The sequence below is a fragment of the Streptomyces sp. NPDC003016 genome, assembly GCF_053591455.1.
Map to the genome: position 1 here is coordinate 98802 of NZ_JBSFTV010000016.1, position 18320 is coordinate 117121.

17 protein-coding genes and 2 pseudogenes are annotated in these 18320 nt (G+C 73.2%); 9 read left to right on the plus strand and 10 right to left on the minus strand.

The annotated features are described in order from the left end of the window. Positions 1 to 79 precede the first annotated feature (79 nt). Together ACWDZ4_RS16185 and ACWDZ4_RS16190 are read left to right on the plus strand one after the other, a co-directional pair. Positions 80 to 1474: an aldehyde dehydrogenase family protein gene (locus ACWDZ4_RS16185; RefSeq protein WP_451509030.1), complete on the plus strand. Its 1395-nt coding sequence runs from the start codon at positions 80 to 82 to the stop codon at positions 1472 to 1474. 19 nt (positions 1475 to 1493) lie between these two features. Next, positions 1494 to 2582, plus strand: coding sequence for a Zn-dependent alcohol dehydrogenase (locus tag ACWDZ4_RS16190; protein ID WP_451509031.1), 1089 nt, complete (start codon positions 1494 to 1496; stop codon positions 2580 to 2582). A 298-nt stretch (positions 2583 to 2880) separates the two neighbouring features. On the opposite strand, the pseudogene ACWDZ4_RS16195 reads toward ACWDZ4_RS16190, so the two are convergent. From ACWDZ4_RS16195 to ACWDZ4_RS16225, 7 genes and pseudogenes are all read right to left on the minus strand, one after another. Further along, a pseudogene (locus ACWDZ4_RS16195) lies at positions 2881 to 3312 on the minus strand (AAA family ATPase); the annotation flags it as partial. 602 nt (positions 3313 to 3914) lie between these two features. Further along, positions 3915 to 5132: a glycosyltransferase gene (locus ACWDZ4_RS16200; RefSeq protein WP_451509032.1), complete on the minus strand. Its 1218-nt coding sequence runs from the start codon at positions 5130 to 5132 to the stop codon at positions 3915 to 3917. Positions 5133 to 6096: 964 nt separating this feature from the next. Continuing rightward, positions 6097 to 6888 carry an isocitrate lyase/PEP mutase family protein gene (locus ACWDZ4_RS16205; RefSeq protein ID WP_451509033.1) on the minus strand — a complete coding sequence of 264 codons (792 nt, stop codon included), beginning with the start codon at positions 6886 to 6888 and terminating at the stop codon, positions 6097 to 6099. Continuing rightward, positions 6885 to 7007, minus strand: a complete 123-nt coding sequence (locus tag ACWDZ4_RS16210; RefSeq protein WP_451509034.1) for a hypothetical protein — start codon at positions 7005 to 7007, stop codon at positions 6885 to 6887. Before ACWDZ4_RS16210 ends, ACWDZ4_RS16205 begins: the two co-directional genes overlap by 4 nt. 94 nt (positions 7008 to 7101) lie before the next feature. Further along, the gene (locus tag ACWDZ4_RS16215) at positions 7102 to 7314 is read right to left on the minus strand and encodes a hypothetical protein (RefSeq protein ID WP_451509035.1); all 213 of its coding nucleotides are present in this window, start codon (positions 7312 to 7314) and stop codon (positions 7102 to 7104) included. Positions 7315 to 7588: 274 nt separating this feature from the next. Continuing rightward, positions 7589 to 8371, minus strand: coding sequence for an ArsR/SmtB family transcription factor (locus tag ACWDZ4_RS16220; protein ID WP_451509036.1), 783 nt, complete (start codon positions 8369 to 8371; stop codon positions 7589 to 7591). A 14-nt stretch (positions 8372 to 8385) separates the two neighbouring features. Further along, positions 8386 to 9051 carry a TetR/AcrR family transcriptional regulator gene (locus tag ACWDZ4_RS16225; RefSeq protein ID WP_451509037.1) on the minus strand — a complete coding sequence of 222 codons (666 nt, stop codon included), beginning with the start codon at positions 9049 to 9051 and terminating at the stop codon, positions 8386 to 8388. A 73-nt stretch (positions 9052 to 9124) separates the two neighbouring features. Here ACWDZ4_RS16225 and ACWDZ4_RS16230 point away from each other — a divergent pair, with 73 nt between their 5' ends. The 4 genes and pseudogenes from ACWDZ4_RS16230 (at position 9125) to ACWDZ4_RS16245 (ending at position 12403) form a co-directional block, all read left to right on the plus strand. Further along, complete coding sequence (locus tag ACWDZ4_RS16230; protein WP_451509038.1) at positions 9125 to 10276, plus strand: acyl-CoA dehydrogenase family protein; 1152 nt, start codon at positions 9125 to 9127, stop codon at positions 10274 to 10276. Between the two features lie 47 nt (positions 10277 to 10323). Continuing rightward, a pseudogene (locus tag ACWDZ4_RS16235) lies at positions 10324 to 11300 on the plus strand (D-2-hydroxyacid dehydrogenase family protein). Between the two features lie 95 nt (positions 11301 to 11395). Next, a complete protein-coding gene (locus ACWDZ4_RS16240) occupies positions 11396 to 11683 on the plus strand; it encodes a YiaA/YiaB family inner membrane protein (RefSeq protein WP_451509039.1) in 288 nt (95 codons plus the stop codon). An 81-nt stretch (positions 11684 to 11764) separates the two neighbouring features. After that, entirely contained in the window at positions 11765 to 12403 is a 639-nt protein-coding gene (locus tag ACWDZ4_RS16245) for a TetR/AcrR family transcriptional regulator (RefSeq protein WP_451509040.1), read from the plus strand. A gap of 30 nt (positions 12404 to 12433) precedes the next feature. On the opposite strand, the gene ACWDZ4_RS16250 is transcribed toward ACWDZ4_RS16245, so the two are convergent. Beyond that, positions 12434 to 12895: a MaoC family dehydratase gene (locus ACWDZ4_RS16250; RefSeq protein WP_451509041.1), complete on the minus strand. Its 462-nt coding sequence runs from the start codon at positions 12893 to 12895 to the stop codon at positions 12434 to 12436. A 120-nt stretch (positions 12896 to 13015) separates the two neighbouring features. Between ACWDZ4_RS16250 and soxR the strand changes: the two genes are divergently transcribed. Continuing rightward, positions 13016 to 13510 (plus strand): redox-sensitive transcriptional activator SoxR, encoded by a 495-nt coding sequence (soxR, locus tag ACWDZ4_RS16255; protein WP_451509042.1) that lies wholly within the window; start codon positions 13016 to 13018, stop codon positions 13508 to 13510. 124 nt (positions 13511 to 13634) lie between these two features. Here the strand turns inward: soxR and ACWDZ4_RS16260 are convergent, their stop codons facing one another. Both ACWDZ4_RS16260 and ACWDZ4_RS16265 read right to left on the minus strand, forming a co-directional pair. Next, positions 13635 to 14246, minus strand: a complete 612-nt coding sequence (locus ACWDZ4_RS16260; RefSeq protein WP_451509043.1) for a hypothetical protein — start codon at positions 14244 to 14246, stop codon at positions 13635 to 13637. Positions 14247 to 14412: 166 nt separating this feature from the next. Next, the gene (locus ACWDZ4_RS16265) at positions 14413 to 15666 is read right to left on the minus strand and encodes an exo-beta-N-acetylmuramidase NamZ family protein (protein ID WP_451509044.1); all 1254 of its coding nucleotides are present in this window, start codon (positions 15664 to 15666) and stop codon (positions 14413 to 14415) included. 171 nt (positions 15667 to 15837) lie between these two features. Here ACWDZ4_RS16265 and ACWDZ4_RS16270 point away from each other — a divergent pair, with 171 nt between their 5' ends. Both ACWDZ4_RS16270 and ACWDZ4_RS16275 read left to right on the plus strand, forming a co-directional pair. Further along, complete coding sequence (locus ACWDZ4_RS16270) at positions 15838 to 16602, plus strand: SDR family oxidoreductase (protein WP_451509045.1); 765 nt, start codon at positions 15838 to 15840, stop codon at positions 16600 to 16602. Further along, on the plus strand, positions 16599 to 18317 hold the full coding sequence (locus ACWDZ4_RS16275; protein WP_451509046.1) for a class I adenylate-forming enzyme family protein: 1719 nt from the start codon (positions 16599 to 16601) through the stop codon (positions 18315 to 18317). Before ACWDZ4_RS16270 ends, ACWDZ4_RS16275 begins: the two co-directional genes overlap by 4 nt. Positions 18318 to 18320 lie beyond the last annotated feature (3 nt).

The following is an 18320-nucleotide window of genomic DNA, read 5'->3' on the forward strand; positions in this document are numbered from 1 at the left end:
CTGCCGGGGCCCCTGGCGCCCAAAAACTAACAGCGCTAGTTTGGGGCGTGGACGCCAACGCCACTCCTGGAGGAATGCGATGAAGCCCCACGACGCGATGTACATCGGCGGCCAGTGGCAGAAAGCCGCAGGCCAGGACACGATCGCGGTCGTGAACCCGGTCGACGAGCAGGTCATCGGCCACGTCCCGGCCGGCACCGCCGAGGACGTCGACACGGCGGTACGGGCCGCACGCGACGCCTTCGCCGGCTGGGCCGCGACCCCGCCCGCCGAGCGCGCCGCGAGGATCGCCGCCCTGCGCGACGTGCTGGTGGCCCGCAAGGACGAGATCGCCGAGACGGTCACCGCCGAGCTGGGCGCGCCGCTCGGCTTCTCGCAGATGGTGCACGCGGGCGTGCCGATCCTGGTCGCCGGTTCGTACGCCGAGCTGGCCGCGACGTACTCCTTCGAGGAGAAGGTCGGGAACTCCACCGTCCTCCTGGAGCCGGTGGGCGTGGTCGGCGCGATCACGCCGTGGAACTACCCGCTGCACCAGATCGTCGCCAAGGTGGCCCCCGCCCTCGCGGCCGGCTGCACGGTCGTCCTCAAGCCCGCCGAGGACACCCCGCTGACCGCCCAGCTCTTCGCCGAGGCCGTGGACGAGGCCGGCATCCCCGCCGGTGTCTTCAACCTCGTCACCGGCCTCGGACCGGTCGCCGGGCAGGCGCTGGCCGAGCACGAGGGCGTGGACCTGGTGTCCTTCACCGGGTCCACCGCCGTGGGCAGGAAGATCGGCGCGACGGCCGGGGCCGCCGTCAAGCGCGTCGCCCTGGAGCTGGGCGGCAAGTCGGCGAACGTCATCCTGCCGGGCGCGGACCTGGCCAAGGCGGTCAACGTCGGCGTCGCCAACGTCATGGGAAACTCCGGCCAGACGTGCAGCGCCTGGACCCGGATGCTGGTCCACGAGGACCAGTACGACGAGGCGGTGGCCGCCGCCGCCGCCGCCGTCGCGAAGTACACCGTCGGCGACCGCGTCGGCCCGCTGGTCAACGCCAAGCAGCAGGCGCGCGTGCGCGGCTACATCGAGAAGGGCGTCGAGGAGGGCGCGCGCATCGTCGCGGGCGGCCCCGAGGCGCCGCTCGACACGGGTTACTACGTCGCCCCGACCGTCTTCGCGGACGTCACGCCGGACATGACCATCGCCCAGGAGGAGATCTTCGGCCCGGTCGTCTCCCTCCTGAAGTACGCCGACGAGGACGAGGCCCTGCGGATCGCCAACGGGACCGTCTACGGCCTCGCCGGCGCCGTCTGGGCGGCCGACGACGCGGAGGCCGTCGCCTTCGCCCGCCGCATGGACACCGGCCAGGTCGACATCAACGGCGGCCGCTTCAACCCGCTCGCCCCCTTCGGCGGCTACAAGCAGTCGGGCGTCGGCCGCGAGCTGGGGTCGCACGGCCTCTCCGAGTACCTCCAGACCAAGTCCCTCCAGTTCTGATCCGGGAGCAACGCACACCATGGCCCGTGTCCGTGCCGCCGTCCTGTCCGCCGTCGGTGCTCCGCTGGAGATCACCGACATCGAGCTGCCGGAGACCGGCCCCGGCCGGGTGCGGGTCCGGCTCGCCGCCGCCGGGGTCTGCCACTCCGACCTCTCCCTGACCAACGGCACCATGCGCGTGCCGGTCCCCGCCGTACTCGGCCACGAGGGCGCCGGCACCGTCGTCTCCGTCGGCGAGGGCGTCACGCACGTCGCCCCCGGCGACCCGGTCGTCCTCAACTGGGCACCTTCCTGCGGCACTTGTCACCACTGCTCCATCGGCGAGGTGTGGCTGTGCGCCAACGCCCTGTCCGGCGCCGGCAGCGTCCACGCCCGTACCGCCGACGGCACCGACCTCCACCCCGGCCTGAACGTCGCGGCGTTCGCCGAGGAGACCGTCGTCGCCGCGAACTGTGTCCTGCCGGTCCCCGACGGCATCCCGCTCACCGACGCGGCGCTGCTCGGGTGCGCGGTCCTCACGGGGTACGGAGCCGTCCACCACAGCGCGCGGGTCCGCGAGGGCGAGTCGGTCGCCGTCTTCGGCGTCGGAGGGGTCGGACTCGCCGTCCTCCAGTCCGCCCGGATCGCCGGGGCCGGGCAGATCGTCGCCGTCGACGTCTCCCCGGAGAAGGAGGAGCTGGCGCGGGCCGCCGGGGCCACCGACTTCGTCATCGCCTCGCAGACCACCGCGAAGGAGATCCGCAAGCTGACCGGCGGTGCGCAGGGCGTCGACGTCGCGATCGAGTGCGTGGGACGGGCCGTCACCATCCGCACGGCCTGGGAATCGACCCGCCGCGGCGGGCGCACCACGGTCGTCGGCATCGGCGGCAAGGACCAGCAGGTCACCTTCAACGCCCTGGAGATCTTCCACTTCGGCCGTACGCTCTCGGGCTGCGTCTACGGGAACTCCGACCCGGCACGCGACCTGCCCGTACTGGCCGGCCACATCCGCGCCGGCCGCCTCGACCTGAGCAGCATGGTCACCGAACAGATCGGACTCGACGGCATTCCCGCCGCGTTCGACAACATGCTGGCGGGCAAGGGGGGTCGCGCCCTGGTCGTCTTCTGAAGCGGCCTTCTCCGGCACGCGGACACCCACGGGCACCACCACGAGCACCCCGGCCGCTTCCCCGCGGCCGGGGTGCTCGTGCTGCCCGTACGCCGCTCCGTACGGGCGGTGCGGCGGGAGAAAGTCCTGCTGCCGGACCCGTTGACCTCCGTACCACCCGGTCGGTACGGTCCCGGCACATCACGGCGCCACCCCTCTTCCGTCCCCGCACCCACCGGAGTGTGCACCGCATGGACACGGCACCTTCCCCGCTCACGGACGCCACGGCAGGCCGCACCGGCCGTCCGCCAGGGCGGCGTCAGGAGCTCGTGAGGACGACGAGTTGCCGGGTCGCCCGGGTCATCGCGACATAGCGGTCGACCGCTCCTTCGACCCCCTCGCCGAACGCCTGCGGGTCGACGAGGACGACCAGGTCGAACTCGAGCCCCTTCGACAGCTCCGGGGTCAGCGACCGGACGCGGGACGTCGGCCGGAACGCGGGATCACCGATGACACAGGCGATCCCCTCGTCGTGCGCGGCGAGCCAGGTGTCGAGGACCCGGCTCAGATCCGCAGCGGATCCGTGGACGACGGGGACGCCGCCGCTGCGGATCGAGGCCGGCACGTTGGCGTCCGGGAGCACGGCCCGGATGACCGGCTCGGCTTCCGCCATGATTTCTTCCGGCGTCCGGCAGTTGATGTTCAGCGAGGCCAGGCTGATCCGGTCGAACCCGATCCGTTCCAGCCTGTCCGTCAGGCCGAGCCGTCCGACGTACACGGGCTCGGAGCCGTCCGCGCCGGCCATGTGTCCGAGGCACAGGTCCAGACCGAAGCGACGCAGCGCGCGCAGGCGAGCGGTCAGCCGGTGGATCTCGGTGTCCCGGTCCATCGCCTGCCGGCCCAGGCCGCCGGGCGCCCTGCGCTCGGCGGCGAGGCGGTCGGACAGGTCGGCGATCGTCCGGTCGAGGCACTCCGCGATGGCCGCGAAGTGCTGCTCGTCGCCGGCGATCAGCGCCGGGTCGGCCTTGGGGGAGGGGCGGTCGGGAAGGTCGAACGCGCTGGTGGTCAGGGGATTCATGGCGTGAGCTCCGCTGTGAGGCCGCTTGCGGCCGTTGCGCGCGGCGAGGCGTCCGGACGGACCGGCGTGACGAACCCGGTGGCCATGACGGGCGACGCTCCGCCCGGCGTGGACCCGCCCGGTGGCCGGTGTCGGTCCAGCTCGCCAGGGCGTGCAGGTTCTCGTGCTCCGGACACCGGGTGGGGTTTGGATCCTGGGCTCTGGGCTCTGGGCCTTGGGCGCTGGGTGCTGGTACGACGGTCCCGCGTGGTTCACGCGGGTACCGGCGGCCTTCCTCAGCCGGCCGCGTCGAGCAGCAGCTTCGCGGCCACCGCCGCCCCGTCGGTGCGGACCGTGCCGGCCACGGCCCTCGCCCGTACGCCCGTCTCGGGGCTCAGGGCCGTCCTGAGCGCGGCCGACAGGGACGCGAAGGTCGGAGTCGGACCGTCGTGCGCCGCGCCGATGCCCAGCTCGGCCACCCGGCCGGCCCAGTACGGCTGGTCCACCGCCTGGGGTACCACCACCTGCGGCGCGCCGGCCCCGGCGGCCGTCGTCGTGGTGCCCGCGCCGCCGTGGTGCACGACGGCGGCCACCCGGCCGAACAGTGCCTGGTGGTTGGCCTCACCGACGGCGAAGCAGTCGTCCCGGTCGTCGATCAGGGCCAGGTCGGCCCAGCCGCGGGAGACGAGTGCGCGGCGGCCCTGCGTGCGGACCGCCTCGACGGCCACCCGGGCGGCGTCCCGCGAGGCGTGCATGGGCATGCTGCCGAAGCCCACGTACACCGGTGGTTCGCCGGCCTCCAGGAACGCCACCAGCTCGGCCGGCAGCGGGCGTTCGTCCGGCAGGGTCCACGCGCCGGTCTGTACGACGTCGAGGCCCGGCGTCTCCTGCCACGGGTCCAGGACCGGGTCCGTCGCCAGCCACGGCCGGCCGCCGACGACGTAGTCGCGGACGTTGTCCACCGGGGGCAGGCCGATCGACGCCCGGTTCGTGTTGAGCGCCTCACCGAACAGCGCGTTGACGCTCTGGGCGTCCAGGTCCCACAGCACCCGGTTGTCGGTCACCTCCGGCGGGAACGGCCGGCCCGGATACGCCAGGGGCGGGTGGTACGGCGACGGCAGGGTGAGCTGCTGGAAGGTCACGGACACGGAGCGGATGCCCAGTTTCTCGGCCACCGACCGCGCGCCGGCCGCGGCCGGCATCGCCCCGGTCGCCACCAGCGCGTCACACCCCTCGGCCGCCGCGGTGACCGCGTCGAACTGGCCGGCGATCAACTCCGCCGCACGCTGGGGCAGGTTCGCCGACGACGGCGGTGGTGCCCCGGTCATCAGCGCGCGCGCCGACCGGCCGACCGGCACCAGCTCCACGCCGACACCGGCCAGCAGCCGCGCGAAGTCCTCGTCCGGCGGCGCGCACACCCGTACCTCCGCGCCGAGCTCCCGCAACCGCACCGCGAGTCCCACCAGCGGTTCGACGTCGCCGCGCGACCCGTACGTCGACAACAACACACGCATTTCGTGACTCTCACTTCCGCAGATTCCGGCTTCGGCCGACGATTCTGCGGCACGACCGGGGCCTTGCGGCAAGCCCCCCAGTGCGCTATAAGTTGAGAGTGGCAAGGAGAGTACTCACTCCTTGCCTTTGTTTTTTTGCCGTCCGCTGTGGACGGACAACCCCCTCGCGAAGCGGCGCCGCTGCCGCGTACGGCGATCAGTCCGAGGCTGCGTACTGGCGGAGATCGCCGGATCGTACGAGGAGGCGGCCCGCCTGCGCCAGGAAGGCGTACGCGGCGCGCCACCGACTACCCCGGGCGGGCCGCGCGGTTCGCGGCGGAGCGGTCCCACCGCCCCGCCGAACAGTTCGCCGCGGCCGGCCTCGCCCTCGGTGCCCGCCGCCGGGGCGACCCCGGCACCGCCGAGCAGTACCCGCACCTCCGGCTGGAGTGGAACCGCCGCCTCGGTGTCGACTCCGGCACCGCGCTGGTCCTGGCGCGGCTCGGTTGCGTCGCCAGACAGCGCGGGGACGCGGAGCGCGCGCTCTTTCTCCACCTGGAGGGCCTGACGGCGGCTCGCAGGACGGGTGATCCCCGGGCGGCGGCCCTGGCTCCGGAGGGCCCGGCGGGCGCGCGGGCGGCGGCGGGCGAGGCAGCCCGCGCCGCCGAACTCCTGGGCACGGCCCCCGCCCTCCGCGATTCGGTGGACGCGAGCCTGCCGCCGTCGGAACGCGCCGACGTGGACAGGGCGCGGGCGAAAGCGGCGCGGGGGAGGGGGCGTTCGGGGAAGCGATGGCCGGGGGCGGGCGCTGCCGCCGGAAGCGCACGGCTGACCCTGCGGGGGTACCCGGCCCGTCCGGCGCTTGAGGACACGCCCGCAGGGGGTCTGGGTACCTGGGGGCGCCCCCGGTTCGGGACGGGGCGGGGACGGGGACGGGGGGGCGGGGGCGGGCAGGGGAGAAGCCCCCGCAGGACGGACCCGCGTCCTACTTCCCGTACGAGTCCGCCCACCCGTCAGCCACCGCGTACGCCGGCACGCCCGCCACGTCCACCCCGCCGCCCCGGGCCACCACCCCCGCCACGTCCACCGCGTGCTGAACGGCCGCCCGGAACAGCAGGGACCCCGTGCTGACCCTGGCCACGCCCAGCTCGGCCAGCCGTGCGAGCGTCAACCGCCCCGGGACGTAAAGGATGTTGAGCGGCGCCTCGTACCCGGCCGTCAGGGCGGCGATGACGGGCTCGTCCTGCAACCCCGGCACGAACAAGCCGTCCGCGCCCGCCTCCCGGTAGGCGGACAGCCGGCGCGTCGTCCCGTCCGCGTGGCCCGGCAGCCAGTACGTGTCTGTGCGCGCGTTGACGAACAGCGCCGGCGCCGCCGCCTTCACCGCGCCGATCAGCTCCTGCTGGTACGCCACCGGCGCGAGCGTGCCGTCGGGGCGCCCGTCCTCGATGTTCACCCCGGCCACCCCCGCCCGTACGAGCTCCGCCGCCAGCTCCGCCACCCCGGCCGGATCCGCGCCGAACCCGCCCTCGATGTCCACGGTCACCGGGACCGGCAGCCGGGCGAGCGAGGTGCCCAGACGGACGGTCTCCTCGCGTGCCGCGCCGGTCGCGTCCGGTTTTCCGGCCGCCGAGGCGACCCCGAGGCTGGTCGTCCCGACGGCGGCGAAACCGGCCTCGGCGAGCGCGGCGGCGGAGGCGTGGTCCCAGGCGTTGGGGAGGACCAGCGGGGCGCCGGGGCGGTGGTGCAGGGCGCGGAACGCTTCGCAGCGGTTCACGGGGCGGTCTCCTCCAGCAGTACGCCGAGTACGCCGAGTACGCCGTGGGCCGGTGCTTCGGGCACGAGGAACCGGGGGGCGCAGAGCACGGCACGTGCGTCCGGTGCGGGCATCGTCATGCCCTGAACGTAACGCCGTGACAGTTCGGCCCTCACCGAAGAGTGCGGGAGGTCCTCCTCGCCCACCGGGGCCGGTGGGCGAGGACCCGGACGATCAGCCCAGCGGGCTGGGGTTGTTGAGCGCGCCGACGGGCTTGTACGGGCCGCTGTCGACCGAGACGTCGTCGGCCGACGCGACGCTGTGGGGCTGGTGCTGACCCGCCGGCGGGGTGCTGTGGGTCTGGTGGTGGCCCGCCTGGGCGGCGCCGGCCGTCAGGGCGACAAGGGCGAGCGCCCCGCCGATCACTCCCGCAGTCCTGGCACGCATGATCGCTGTTTTCCTCACTCTGGTACTGGACGGACTGAGCACCGCCAGTCTGGCAGCGGACAGGCGGAAGGGCACGGCTTTTCGCATACGGGGAAGGCCGGGGGACGGTCCTGCACTGCGCCCCATGACGACCTCGACTGCTGCCGTCGCCGGGGACCTGGCGCCGAAGGGCGCGCTGCGAGCCTCCATCGATCCGGGCAACCCGGTCCTGGCCCGGGGCACGCCGGCGGCGCCGGCCCGCACCAGTCCCGGCCCGCACCAGTCCCGGCCCGCCTCAGTCGCGGGCCGGTGTCCGCAGGAGCGTTCCCGGCTCGATCCCCAGCGCCTCGCGCAGCGCCCGTTCCCCCTCCGGCGTCACCTTCACCGCCCGCCCCGAACCGATCCGTACGCACCACCCCGTATCCAGCGCGTGACGGCACAGCGCCGCTCCCGCCACCCCCGCCAGGTGCGGCCGGCGCTCCGTCCAGTCGAGGCAGGCGCGCACCAGCGGCCGTCGGCCCGTGCGCTCCAGGCCGATGCCCAGCGCGCCGAACCAGCCCACTCCCTCGTCCGTGAGGGCGAATCCCGCGTCCTGCCGCAGCAGGCCGCGGGCGGTCATCGCGTCCACGATCACGGTGCCGATCCGCCCGGCCAGGTGGTCGTAGCACGTACGCCCGCGCGCCATCGCGCTGCTCGCACTCGCCGCCCGCAGTGAGCGGGGCCGGCCCGGCCGCTCGCCGGCCGGCGGCGCCGTCCGGGCGGCGAGGTCCTCGACGAGGTGCGCCGCCCGCGCGTCGGCGAGCCGGACGTACCGGTGCCTGCCCTGCCGCTCCTCGGCGAGGAGCCCGCCGCCGACGAGCTTGCCGAGGTGTTCGCTCGCGGTCGACGCGGCCACCCCCGCGTGGCGCGCCAGCTCGCCGGCCGTCCAGGCCCGCCCGTCGAGCAGTGCCAGGCAGAAGGAGGCCCGGGTCTCGTCGGCGAGGAGCGCGGCGAGCGCCGCGAGGCGGCCCGCAGGGGAAGGAGAAGGGGAGGGGGCGGGGGGAGAAGGGGAGGGAGCGGGGGAGCCGTGGTGCGCCATGGTCCCAGGGTGCGTCACGGACGGTTCGGCGCGGGCCGAACCGTCCCCAACTGCGCGTGCTGGAGCGCCAAGCCGTCGACGAGCGCCCGCAGCCCCGTCTCGAAGGCGCCCTCGTCGACCTTCTGCCGCCGCTCGGCGAGCAGATGGGCCTGGCCGAGGTGCGGATAGTCCGCCGGGTCGTACGCCGTCTCGTCGTCGACGAAGCCGCTCGCGAACGAGCCGAGTGCCGAGCCGGTGATGAAGTACCGCATCAGCGCGCCGATGTACGTCGCCTGGGCCGGCGGCCACCCCGCCCTGACCATCGCGCCGAACACGGCGTCGGCGACCCGCAGCCCCGCGGGCCGCCGCCCCGGCCCCCGCGCCAGCACCGGGACGATGTTGGGGTGTTCGGTGAGCGCCGCGCGGTAGGAGACGGCGTAGTCGTGCAGCGCGGTCCGCCAGTCGCGGCCGTCCGCCGGGTCGAACATCGACAGGTCGACCTTGGCGCTGACCGTGTCGGCGACCGCGTCGAGGATCTCTTCCTTGTTGCGGAAGTGGTTGTAGAGGGACGGCCCGCTGACCCCGAGCTCGGCGGCGAGCCGGCGCGTGGAGACCGCGTCGAGCCCCTCGGAGTCCACGAGCGCACCCGCCGCGCCCACGATGCGGTCACGGCTGAGGAGGGGCTTGCGCGGTCGGGCCATGCGGCACATAGTAGGCATGCCAACAAGAAACTAGCAGTGCTAATTAAACGCTCGTGAAAAGTGGGGTGCCGGGATGAATCTGGAGCTCAGCGAGGAGCAGGCCGCGGTGCGGCAGCTCGCCAAGGACTTCACCGACCGCGAGATCACGCCGCACGTCGTCGCCTGGGACCGGGCCGAGAGCGTCGACCGCGGAGTCGTGAAGAAGCTCGGGGCCCTCGGCTTCCTCGGTCTGACGATCCCCGAGGAGTACGGGGGCTCCGGCGGCGACCACCTCGCGTACTGCCTCGTCACCGAGGAACTCGGCCGCGGCGACTCCTCGGTGCGCGGCATCGTGTCCGTATCGCTCGGTCTGGTCGCCAAGACCATCGCGCACTGGGGCACCGAGGAGCAGAAGCGGCAGTGGCTGCCCGGTCTCACCTCCGGCGACCTGGTCGGCTGCTTCGGACTCACCGAACCCGGCACGGGCTCCGACGCGGGCAACCTCACCACCCGCGCCGTGCGCGACGGCGACGCGTACGTCATCAACGGCTCCAAGATGTTCATCACCAACGGCACCTGGGCCGACGTGGTGCTGCTCTTCGCCCGCTCCACCGACGCCCCCGGCCACAAGGGCGTCTCCGCGTTCCTGGTGCCCACCGACACCCCGGGCCTCACCCGCCGCGAGATCCACGGCAAGCTCGGTCTGCGCGGCCAGGCCACCGCGGAGCTGTCCCTGGAGGACGTACGGGTCCCCGCCTCCGCGATGATGGGAAGCGAGGGCAAGGGCTTCTCGGTCGCCATGTCCGCCCTCGCCAAGGGCCGCATGTCGGTCGCGGCGGGCTGTGTCGGCATCGCCCAGGCGGCCCTGGACTCGGCGGTGAAGTACGCGACCGAGCGCGAGCAGTTCGGCAGGACCATCGCCCACCACCAGCTCGTCCAGGAGCTCATCACCGACATCGCGGTGGACGTGGACGCCGCCCGCCTGCTGACCTGGCGCGTCGCCGACCTGATCGACCGGGGGGAACCGTTCGTCACCGAGGCGTCCAAGGCGAAGCTCTTCGCCTCCGAGGCCGCCGTGCGCGCCGCGAACAACGCCCTCCAGGTCTTCGGCGGTTACGGCTACATCGACGAGTACCCGGCCGGCAAGCTGCTGCGCGACGCCCGCGTGATGACGCTCTACGAAGGCACCAGCCAGATCCAGAAGCTCGTCATCGGCCGCGCCCTGACGGGGGTCTCCGCTTTCTGAACCGGCCTGCGTACTCACGTCTGAGCTCCGTGACCGGAAGGACGACGATGAAGCTGCGCTGTGCCGTGCTCGACGACTACCAGGGCGTCGCGCTGTCCGCCGCCGACTGGTCCCGGGTGGCCGACGCGGTGGAAGTGACCTCGTACCGGCGGCACTTCGCCGACGAGGACCAGCTGGCCGAAGCGGTCGGCGACTGCGAGATCGTCGTCGTGATGAGGGAGCGCACGCCGTTCACCGGCCGGCTGTTCGCCCGGCTGCCCCGCCTCAGGCTCCTGATCACCCCGGGAATGCGCAACGCGTCCATCGACCTCGACGTCGCCGCGCGGCGCGGCGTCACGGTGTGCGGCGCGGCGTCACGGTGTGCGGGACGGCGAGCGGCTCCGCGCCGCCGGTCGAGCTCACCTGGGCGCCGATCCTCGGGCTGGCCCGGCAGGTGGTGCGGGAGAACACGGCCCTGCGCGAGCACGGCCCGTGGCAGAGCACCGTCGGCACCGACCTGTACGGCCGCCGCCTGGGGCTGCCGGGCCTCGGCAGGACCGGCAGCAGGGTGGCGCGGATCGGCAGGGCCTTCGGCAGGGACGTGACGGCCTGGAGCCGGAACCCGACCGCCGAGCGGGCGCGGGCCGAGGACGTCCGGCTCGCCTCCACCAAGGAGGAGCTGCTCGAAACCAGCGACTTCGTCTCGGTCCACCTGGTCCTCGGCGACCGGACCCGCGGGCTGCTGGGCCCGGACGAGCCGAAGCGGATGCGGCCCTCGGCCTACCTCGTCAACACCTCGCGCGCCGCCATCGTGGACCAGGCGGCGCTCGTCCGGGCGCTGCGCGAGGGATGGATCGCGGGCGCGGGCGTGGACGTGTTCGAAACGGAGCCGCTCCCCGACGGCCACGCGCTGCGTTCGCTGCCGAACCTGCTCGCCACGCCGCACCTCGGCTACGTGACCGAACGCAACTACCTCATCTACTACGGGCAGGCGGTGGAGGACATCGCCGCCTTCCTGGAGGGAGATCCGGTCCGCCGGCTCTGAGCACGCGAAGCGGGTGCGCACGTGGGGTGAGTGAGTACGCGAAGTGAGTACGGGAGCGGATGCGGCCCGCGCCGCCCCCGCCCATGCTGTCGGTCATGAGCGACACACCGGTCAAGCAGCAGAACACGACGGCGTACTACGGGCAGGCCGTCGCCGCCTTCGCGGTGGCCCTGGGCGCGGTGACCCTGGGCATCCTCTCCATGGACGCCGACCCCTGGGTGCGTGCCTTCCTCGGCATCGGCGTCCTGTACCTGGTGACCTCCGCCTTCACCCTCGCCAAGGTGATCAGGGACCGGCAGGAGGCCGGGCAGATCGTGAGCCGCGTCGACCAGGCCCGCCTGGAGAAGCTCCTCGCCGAGCACGACCCGTTCCAGAAGCTCTGAGGCCGGGCAGGCTCTAAGCGCTTGCTCACCTTCGGGGTATGGTGTTCGTTCCTGCGGGACCGAAGACGGAAGGGGCGAGCCATGGGTGCGGCGGACGAGACGGCCGGCGAGACGGCCGACGGCACGGGCAAGCCGTGGGGCGAGGTCACCCCCGAGGCGGCCAGGAAGCTGCTGGTCGCCGCCGTCGAGGCGTTCGCCGAGCGGGGCTACCACGCGACCACCACCCGCGACATCGCCGGCCGCGCGGGGATGAGCCCCGCCGCGCTCTACATCCACTACAAGACGAAGGAAGAGCTCCTTCACCGGATCAGCCGCATCGGGCACGACAAGGCCCTGAAGATCCTCCGGGCCGCGGCGGACGGTTCCGGCACGGCCGCCGAGCGGCTCGACGGCGCCGTACGCTCCTTCGTCCGCTGGCACGCGGAACGGCACACCACGGCGCGCGTCGTCCAGTACGAACTCGACGCGCTCAGCGAGGAGCACCGCACCGAGATCGTCGAACTGCGCCGCCGCAGCGACGCCGCCGTGCGCCGCATCCTGAACGACGGCGTGGAGGCGGGGGAGTTCGACGTCCCGGACGTCCCGGGCACCACCCTCGCCGTGCTGTCGCTGTGCATCGACGTGGCGCGCTGGTTCAACACGCAGGGGCGCAGGACGCCCGACGAGGTCGGCGCGCTGTACGCCGACCTCGTCCTGCGGATGGTCACGGCTCAGAAGTAACTCGGCCGTGGCCGGGGCAGCGGCAGCGGCTCAGAAGTAGTAGCGGGACACCGACTCCGCCACGCACGCCGGCTTGTCGCCGCCCTCGCGCTCCACCGTGACGACGGCCGCCACCTGTACGCCGCCGCCCGCCTCGGTGACCTCCTTGAGCACCGCCGTCGCGCGCAGCCGCGAGCCGACCGGCACGGGCGACGGGAAGCGCACCTTGTCGGTGCCGTAGTTGATGCCCATCTTCACGCCCTCGACCCGCATGATCTGCGGCACGAGCGCCGGCAGCAGCGACAGCGTCAGGTAGCCGTGCGCGATCGTCGTTCCGAACGGGCCCGCCGCGGCCTTCTCCGGGTCCACGTGGATCCACTGGTGGTCGCCGGTGGCCTCGGCGAAGAGGTCGATCCGCTTCTGGTCGACGTCCAGCCACTCGCTGTGCCCCAGCTGCTCGCCCACCCCGGCGCGCAGTTCCTCGGCGGAAGTGAAGATCCTCGGTTCTGCCATGTCCCGGCCCCTGCCTCTCATGCGGCTGCGTACGCGCGTTCCGACGGCTTGTCTAAGCGCTTGCTCAGCATGGTTCGGCTCCTGTGTTCTGTCAACGACAGGGCCAGTAGGGTTCGAGGAGTGCCGCAGATACCAGAGAAGATCCACGAGCTCACGGTCGGCCAGCTGTCGGCGCGCAGCGGCGCCGCCGTGTCCGCCCTCCACTTCTACGAGTCCAAGGGCCTGATCAGCAGCCGCCGGACCCCGGGCAACCAGCGACGCTACGGCCGTGACGCGCTGCGCCGCGTCGCCTTCGTGCGCGCGGCGCAGCGCGTCGGCATCCCGCTCGCGACGATCAGGGACGCCCTGGCGGAACTCCCCGAGGAGCGCACCCCCAACCACGAGGACTGGGCGCGGCTCTCCGAGGCGTGGCGTTCGGAACTGGACGAGCGGATCAAGCAGCTCGGCCGGCTCCGCGACCACCTCACCGACTGCATCGGCTGCGGCTGTCTGTCGCTGGAGACCTGCGTGCTGTCCAACCCGGACGACGTCTTCGGCGAGCGCATGTCCGGCTCCCGGCTGCTCCCCGAACGCCGGAGCGCCTCGCCGGACCGCAAGAAGCGACCGGGCGCCTGAGCCGCGGCGGCGCCACCGCGAGGCGGCGGGCGGCGAGGCGGCGGGCGCCGGTACAAGCAACGCGGGGGCACGGGCGACGTGGAGGCACGGCGGTGTGACGAGCCCGCGCCGCGCCCCCGCGCGCTCACGCCACCGTCGCGAGTTCCCGGCGCCGTACCCTCTTGGACTCCGCCAGGGCCTCGGGCGTCAGAACGGGCTGCGGCACCAGAATGCCGCAGCCCGTGCAGACCGGCCCGGACCACGGCTCATGGGCCAGCCCCTGCTCCCATGCGATCTCGCTCTCCGCGCACACCGGGCAGTCGGCCCCGGGCCCGCTCTCCAGGGCGGAGATCAGGCGGCGCAGTACGTCGCCGAGCGGCGCCACCGGATGGACCGAGGGGTCGTCGCACCAGGCCACCCCGAACCCTCCCCAGGTGCGGCGGTGCCAGTCGTCGAAGGAGCCGGGCCGCCGCAGCCCGTCGTGCTTCTCGCGCTTGCGGCGCCGGGCGAACTCCACCTCGTACGCGAGCCAGACGGCCCGCGCCTCCTCCAACTCGTCGAGCGCGGCCACCAGCCGCGCCGGATCGGGTGCCCTGTCCTCCGGTTCGATCCTGTGCCGTGAGCACAGATGGTCCCAGGTCGCCCGGTGCCCGTAAGGGGCGAACCGTTCCAGGCATTTGCGCAGCGAATAGCGCCGCAGTGCCAGATCGCACCGCGGGTCGCGCACCTGTCTCGCAAGACTGCGGAAACCGGCCATTGCCCTTGCCACCTCCGTCGCTGGTGCTTCGGCGTCACAGAGTGGACGTACGGGTGCCCCGATCGGCTCCATCGAAAATTGAATGGCCGTCATCAATGAGAAAAGAGTGGCGTACCGACCCGGTTCGTCCCCGGTTCGTCCCACATGGTGGGACCGGGCCGGACCGTCAGCGGTAGAGCAGGTACTCCCGGCGCACCGCGCCGAACGCCGCCAGCTCGGACCGCCAGGCGCCCACCACCTCGTCCGTCCCGGCGCCCGCGTCGATCATCGTGCGGACCCGTGTGCTGCCCGTCAGCTTGTCGATCCAGTGGTCGGCCCGCCACGCGAAGCCGCTCCAGCTCTTCTTCGCCGTCACGAGCAGCGCGATGCCCGTGCGCACCGGGTCGTACACCTCCCGGTCGTGCACGTGCAGCTGTACGCCGCCGACGGTCTTCCCCTGGAACTTGGAGAACGTCGGCGCGAAGTACGCCTCGCGCAAGTGCACGCCCTCCAGCCCGGCGGCGTTCGCGGCCCGGGCCCACTCGCGGCCGACGCCCTCCGCGCCCAGCAGTTCGAAGGGCCGGGTCGTGCCCCGCCCCTCCGACAGGTTCGTGCCCTCGAAGAGGCAGGTGCCGGAGTACACCAGCGCGGTGTCGGGCGTCGGCATGTTGGGGCTCGGCGGCACCCACGGCAGACCGGTGGCGTCGAAGAAATCGCCGCGCCGCCAGCCCGTCATCCGCACCGTCTCCAGCGCCACGGGCCGCGCCAGGAACTCGCCGTTGAAGAGCCGCGCCAGCTCACAGACCGTCATCCCGTGCGCCTGCGCGATCGGCTCGCGCCCCACGAACGTCGCGAACGCCTTGTCGAGCACGGGCCCCAGCGCGGCGCGCCCCGACACCGGATTCGGCCGGTCGAGCACCACGAACCGCTTGCCCGCGAGCACGGCGGCCACCATGCAGTCGTACAGCGTCCAGATGTACGTGTAGAAACGCGCGCCCGCGTCCTGGATGTCGAACACGATCGTGTCCACGCCCGACGCCGTGAAGATGCCGGCGAGCGGCTGCCCGCTCTTCACGTACGTGTCGTACACGGGCAGCCCGGTCGCCGGATCGTCGTAGCGCCCCTCGGAGCCGCCCGCCTGCGCGGTGCCGCGGAAACCGTGCTCGGGTCCGAAGACGGCGGTGAGGTTCACCCGGTCGTCGGCGTGCATGACGTCCACGATGTGGCGCAGGTCCGAGGTGACGCCCGTCGGATTGGTGACGACGCCGACCTTCTGCCCCGCGAGGAGGGCGTACCCGTCGGCGGCCAGCCGGTCGAAGCCGGTACGCACCCGGAAGCGGCCGGGGCGGCCGGCGGCGGCCGGGGGGGCCGCGGCGGCGAGCGCTCCGGCGGCGCCCGCCGCTCCCGTGGCGGCCAGCAGTCCGCGTCTGGACAGGCTCATTCCCGTACCTCCGTCATCGGCGCCGTCTGTCATGGCCACGCACGCTAGCGCGCGTGGCGGTCCCGGGGAACGAGGCGGACACGGCGGGTTCGGTCCTCCGCCCCCCTTCCGCCGGTCCATACCGACTGGTTAGTCTGCTGAGGTTGTCGGCAGGAGAGGCGGGCCTCAAGGATGAGCCAGTTCCAGGACGCGGGAGTCGTCGTCACCGGTGCGGGAGGCGGCATCGGAGCCGCGCTCGCCCGCAGATTCGCGGCCGGGGGCGCGCGCGTCGTCGTCAACGACCTCGACCCGGAGAAGACCAGGGCGATCGCCGACGAGACCGGCGCCACCGCCGTCGCGGGCGACGCCTCCGCGATCGTCGAGGAGGCCCGCGAGGCGCTCGGCGGCACGGTCGACGTGTACTGCGCCAACGCGGGCCTCGCCTCGCCCGGCGACGCCTTCGCCGACGAAGCGGTCTGGGCCGCGGCCTGGGACGTCAACGTGATGGCCCACGTCAGGGCGGCCAGGACGCTGCTGCCCGACTGGCTGGAGCGAGGCAGTGGCCGGTTCGTGTCCACCGTCTCGGCGGCCGGCCTGCTGAGCATGGTCGGGGCGGCCCCGTACAGCGTCAGCAAGCACGGCGCGCTGGCCTTCGCCGAGTGGCTCTCGCTGACCTACCGCCACCGCGGGGTCAAGGTCCACGCGATCTGCCCGCAGGGCGTACGCACGGATATGCTGACCGCCGCGGGCTCGGCCGGCGCGCTGGTCCTCGCGCCCACCGCCGTCGAGCCGGAGGACGTCGCCGAGGCGCTCTTCGACGGCATCGCGGCCGACCGTTTCCTGATCCTGCCGCACCCCGAGGTCGCCGGGTACTACCAGGCACGCGCCGGGAGTCCCGACCGCTGGCTGACCGGCATGAACCACCTGCAGCAGAAGTGGGAAGAGGCCGGCCGATGAGTGGCACGACGAGCAAGCCGGGCGAGTCGGACAACCCGAGCAGGGCGACGCGCGCGTCGAGCGTGTCGGTCTACGCGGCCAGGCCCTGGCTCGCCCAGCTCAGCGAGGCCCAGCGGGCGCCCGCGGACCCGCCGGCCACCCTGCTGCACGCCTTCGCCGGCGCGGTGGACCGCGCACCCGACCACCCCGCCCTCGCCTACTTCGACGGCCGGCTGACCTACCGCGAGACCGACGCGCTCTCGGACTCCGTCGCGGGCCACCTGGCGGCCAAGGGCCTGCGGCGCGGCGACCGGGTCGCGGTCATGCTCCAGAACAGCCCGCACTTCGTCATCGCGCTGCTCGGCGCCTGGAAGGCCGGCGCCACCGTCGTGCCCCTGAACCCGATGTACAAGTCGGCCGAGGTCGCCCACGCGCTCGGGGACGCCGGGGCGACCGCGCTGATCTGCTCGGACCGCGCGTGGGAGGCGTACCTGCGCCTCGCCGCCGCGGACTCGCCCGTACGCATCGCCCTCACCGCCTGCGAGCTGGACCTCCAGACCAGGAACGACACCCGGGTCCTGGACTTCGAGCGGGTGGCGCCGCAGGCGTCCGACGCCGACGACCTGGTGACCGTCGCCCGCCAGGGCCTCGCCGCCCCCGCCGACCGCGAACTCACCGCCGGTGACGTGGCGCTGATCAGCTACACCTCGGGCACCAGCGGCACCCCCAAGGGCGCCATGAACGCCCACGGCGGGATCATGTACAACGCCGAGCGCCAGCGCACCGGGCACTCGATAGCCGAGGGTTCGGCGTACTTCGCCCTGGCCCCCCTCTTCCACATCACCGGCATGGTCTGCGAACTGGCCACCTGCGTCGCCAACGCCGGCACCCTCGTCCTCGCCTACCGCTTCCATCCGGGCGTCGTCCTCGACGCGTTCACCGAGCACCGCCCCGCCTACACCGTCGGCCCCTCCACCGCCTTCATGGCGCTCGCCGCCGCCCCGGGCGTCACCCGCGAGCACTTCGCGTCCTTCCAGGTGATCTCCTCGGGCGGGGCCCCGCTGCCGCCCGCCCTGGTGGAGAAGTTCCGGGCGGGCTTGGGCCCGTACATCCGCAACGGTTACGGACTCACCGAGTGCACCGCGCCCTGCGCGTCCGTGCCGCCCGAGAAGGAGGCCCCGGTCGACCCGGTCTCCGGCACGCTCTCCGTCGGCGTACCGGGTCCCGAGACCGTGGTGCGCATCGTCGACGAGAAGGGCGAGGACGTGCCCTTCGGCGAGCAGGGCGAGATCGCCGTCAGCGGTCCGCAGGTGGTCCCCGGCTACTGGCGGCGCCCGGAGGCGACCGCCGAGACCTTCCCCGGCGGGGAGCTGCGCACCGGTGACATCGGCTTCATGGACGAGGGCGGCTGGCTCTACGTCGTCGACCGCAAGAAGGACATGATCAACGCCTCCGGCTTCAAGGTCTGGCCGCGCGAGGTCGAGGACGTGCTCTACACCCACCCGGCGGTGCGCGAGGCGGCCGTCGTCGGCGTCCCCGACGCGTACCGGGGGGAGAGCGTCAAGGCGTACGTCAGCCTGCGCCCCGGGTCCGAGGTGGCGCCGGCGGAGATCTCGGCGTACTGCGAGGAGCGGCTGGCCGCGTACAAGTACCCGCGCGCAGTGGAGATCCTGCCGGAACTTCCCAAGACGACGAGTGGGAAGATCCTCAGGCGGGAACTGCGTTCCCGTTCCTGAACT